The 3,608-nt window shown below is 39.8% G+C and carries 2 protein-coding genes; both read left to right on the top strand.

Features of this window, described 5'->3' with window-relative positions; all coding sequences use genetic code 11:
* The first annotated feature begins 294 nt into the window (after positions 1 to 294).
* On the top strand, positions 295 to 1,785 hold the full coding sequence (locus tag E1171_RS04945) for an alanine/glycine:cation symporter family protein (protein ID WP_155204678.1): 1,491 nt from the start codon (positions 295 to 297) through the stop codon (positions 1,783 to 1,785).
* A 122-nt stretch (positions 1,786 to 1,907) separates the two neighbouring features.
* Positions 1,908 to 3,437, top strand: coding sequence for an alanine/glycine:cation symporter family protein (locus E1171_RS04950; RefSeq protein WP_155204679.1), 1,530 nt, complete (start codon positions 1,908 to 1,910; stop codon positions 3,435 to 3,437).
* Positions 3,438 to 3,608: the final 171 nt, after the last annotated feature.

Genomic DNA, 3,608 nt, shown 5'->3' on the forward strand with positions numbered 1-3,608 from the left:
TTTTTCTTGCATTTACAAGAATAGGGCTGTTATATTTAAATTTCCGAAAAACTGCCATGTAGCACCACTTAACCTACAAAGGCGGAAAAGTGGTTTGATAATCCCTAAGGATGAATAAATCAACTTTTTCTGGAAATTAAATAAGAGTGTAAGCATTTTTTTAAAGTTAGTTCATCCCTACAAACTATTTAGGGTGAACTTCTATTTTTTGAAATGAAGGAGTAGAAACTAGGGATGCCGTCTTTCTACTTTACAGGAAGCCACCTAGGCGAAATTTTATTTTTTTATTGATTCATGAAGAAGGTCACTTTACTAATTCTGTCATTATTATTTTTTCTGCCTAATTTATATGCAGCCTCGGGAGAATCTGTCGATGACATAATTAATAATGCCATGGCTCCTGCAACAGCCCTAATGGAGCGCATTGTCTTTGCGCAATTTTCTATAGGTGGGTATGATTTCCCATATATTGTGGCCTGGATAGTAATAGGAGCGATTTTCTTTACTTTTTATCTTAGATTCATAAATCTAAGAGGGTTTGGCCAAGCCATAAAGATTTTGCAGGGAAAATATGCACAGGAAGAAGATAAAGGAGAGGTAACCCAATTTCAAGCCTTAACAGCAGCCCTCTCAGGTTCTGTGGGACTGGGAAATATAGCTGGAGTAGCTCTTGCCATTTCTGTAGGAGGGCCTGGAGCCACCTTTTGGATGATAATAGCCGGCTTCTTAGGAATGTCCACAAAATTTGTGGAATGTACCTTAGGGGTAAAATTTCGACAAATTCATGCCGATGGAACTATCTCCGGAGGCCCCATGCATTATTTAGACAAAGGATTTAGTGCCAAGGGATGGGGGCGACTTGGAAAATTTTTAGCTGTTTTCTTCTCGGTGATGGCCATTGGTGGCTCCTTAGGAGGAGGAAACATGTTTCAGGTAAATCAAGCCGCTCAGCAGTTTGTGGCCGTAATGGGTGGTGAATCCACCTTTTTTGGACAAAATACCTGGATCTTTGGGGTGATAATGGCCATACTTGTCTTTTTGGTTATAGTAGGCGGTTTCAAATCCATAGCCAAGGTTACTGAAAAAATTGTACCCTTTATGTGTGCTATTTACCTCATTGCAGCGGTAACAGTATTGGTGAGTAATTTTTATGCCATTCCGGCAGCCTTCAGTTCCATATTTATAAGTGCTTTTTCTGGAAAGGCTGTTGGAGGCGGTATTTTAGGCGCCTTGATTCAGGGAATTCGCAGAGGAGCTGTTTCCAATGAAGCAGGTCTTGGGTCTGCAGCAATTGCACACTCCGCTGCCAAAACCAGTCAGCCTGCAACTGAAGGTTTTGTTGCCTCCCTCGAACCATTTATTGATACGGTGGTGGTTTGTACCTTGACTGCCCTTGTTATTGTGATCACAGGAACTCACCAAAGTGGAGAGCTGGATGGAATTGCACTAACAAGTACTGCCTTTGAAACAGTCATAAGTTGGTTTCCACTCATTCTTTCTATTGCGGTTATTTTATTTGCTCTTTCCACCATGCTTACATGGTCGTATTACGGACTAAAAGCTTGGACTTACCTTTTTGGAAAAAACAAACAATCAGAATTCTTATATAAATTTATCTTTTGTCTTTTTATAGTTATTGGTGCTTCTATGAGCCTTGACAGTGTGGCAAGCTTTACTGATGCCATGTTACTGGCAATGGCAGCACCTAACATATTGGGTTTGTATGTTCTTTCACCAATTGTCAAAAAAGAGTTGAACCATTTTTTTGCCATAGCCAAAAGGTAGGTAACAACCTTTGAAGTTGCACATTTTGTCTCTGTTTTGGATTATCTCCAAGTGGATGACCAAAGAAGGCCTGCTTTTTAGCCTCATTTTAAATACACTATACATTTGATTTTTTATTAAACATGAAGAAGGTTTTACTTTCAATACTGTCACTTACTTTTTTAGTAACACCTCATTTACAAGCAGCTCCTGTTAAGTCCGTTGATGACCAGATCAATGATGCTATATCACCGATTACGGCCTTCATGGAACGGGTTATCTTTGTTAGTTTCAAGATTGGTCCTTATGAAATCCCTTTTATTTTGTTATGGTTGATAGGTGGCGCACTTTTTTTTACTTTTTACCTCAAATTCATCAACATTCGTGGACTGAAACATGCCATTGATATCATCAAAGGGAAATATAGCAAAGAGGACGACCCAGGAGAAGTCACCCATTTTCAGGCATTAACAGCTGCTCTTTCAGGAACGGTAGGCTTAGGTAACATTGCTGGAGTCGCAGTAGCGATCTCTTTAGGGGGACCAGGCGCTACCTTTTGGATGATTATCGGTGGCTTTATTGGGATGACTACCAAATTTGTAGAATGTACTTTAGCGGTAAAGTATCGAAATATACATGCCGATGGTTCTGTATCCGGAGGCCCTATGCATTACCTGGACAAAGGTTTAAGCGCCAAAGGTTATGGAAGACTTGGTAAATTCCTTGCCATGTTCTTTGCACTCATGTGTATTGGAGGGGCACTAGGTGCGGGAAATATGTTCCAGGTAAATCAGGCTGCCCACCAATTTGTAGGCGTTTTTGGAGGTGAGTCCACTTTCTTTGGTCAACATACTTGGGTGTTTGGGCTAATCATGTCCTTATTAGCTTTTATTGTAATTGTCGGGGGATTTAAGTCCATCGCAAAAGTAACCGATAAGGTAGTTCCATTAATGTGCGCAGTCTATGTAATTGGGGGAATAACAGTGCTTTTAGCAAATTTCAGTGCCATTCCTTCCGCATTTACTGCCATTATTGAAGGAGCATTCAATGGAAAAGCTATTGCCGGAGGTGCTGTTGGAGTCATGTTACAAGGTTTAAGAAGAGCGGCTTTCTCCAATGAAGCAGGACTTGGATCAGCTGCCATTGCCCATTCTACAGCTAAAACAAGCAAACCTATTACTGAAGGATTTGTTGCCTCTATTGAACCTGTGATTGATACAGTAATAGTTTGTACAATGACAGCTTTGGTCATTGTTATTACCGGAGCCTACCACAACCCTGAAGTGGATGGAATTGCCCTTACTTCCTCGGCCTTTGCTTCAGTAATTAGTTGGTTTCCTTATGTGCTTTCCATAGCGGTTATTCTATTCGCTTTTTCAACAATGATTTCCTGGTCCTATTATGGTTTGAAGTCTTGGACTTACCTTTTTGGGAAAAGTAAATTCTCTGAACTTAGCTTCAAATTGCTTTTCTGCCTGTTTATTGTCATTGGAGCCTCCATGAGTTTCGATCGTGTAATTGGCATTTCCGATGCCATGATTTTTGCCATGTCTTTTCCAAATGTCATTGGGCTATATTTTCTGGCTCCAGTAGTAAAAAAAGAGCTGAAAGGGTTTCTTTCATTTGTGAAAAAGGAGGAAAAAGAAAATGAAAAAGTAACAGTGAGTGTGTAATTAATCTTTTTGTTTTAATCCAATCTTCACACTACAATGATTTGACCTTGGAAAGCTGACACCAATAAGGAAAGGAAGTCGTAATTTCCCTTTCTTTAGTTGAGATCAGTTCACTTTCCTCTTTTAACATTTTATAAAAAGAATACAATGGAAAGCTTTAAGTGTCGACAT

The sequence above is a fragment of the Xanthovirga aplysinae genome (assembly GCF_009711365.1).
Classification (GTDB): domain Bacteria; phylum Bacteroidota; class Bacteroidia; order Cytophagales; family Cyclobacteriaceae; genus Xanthovirga; species Xanthovirga aplysinae.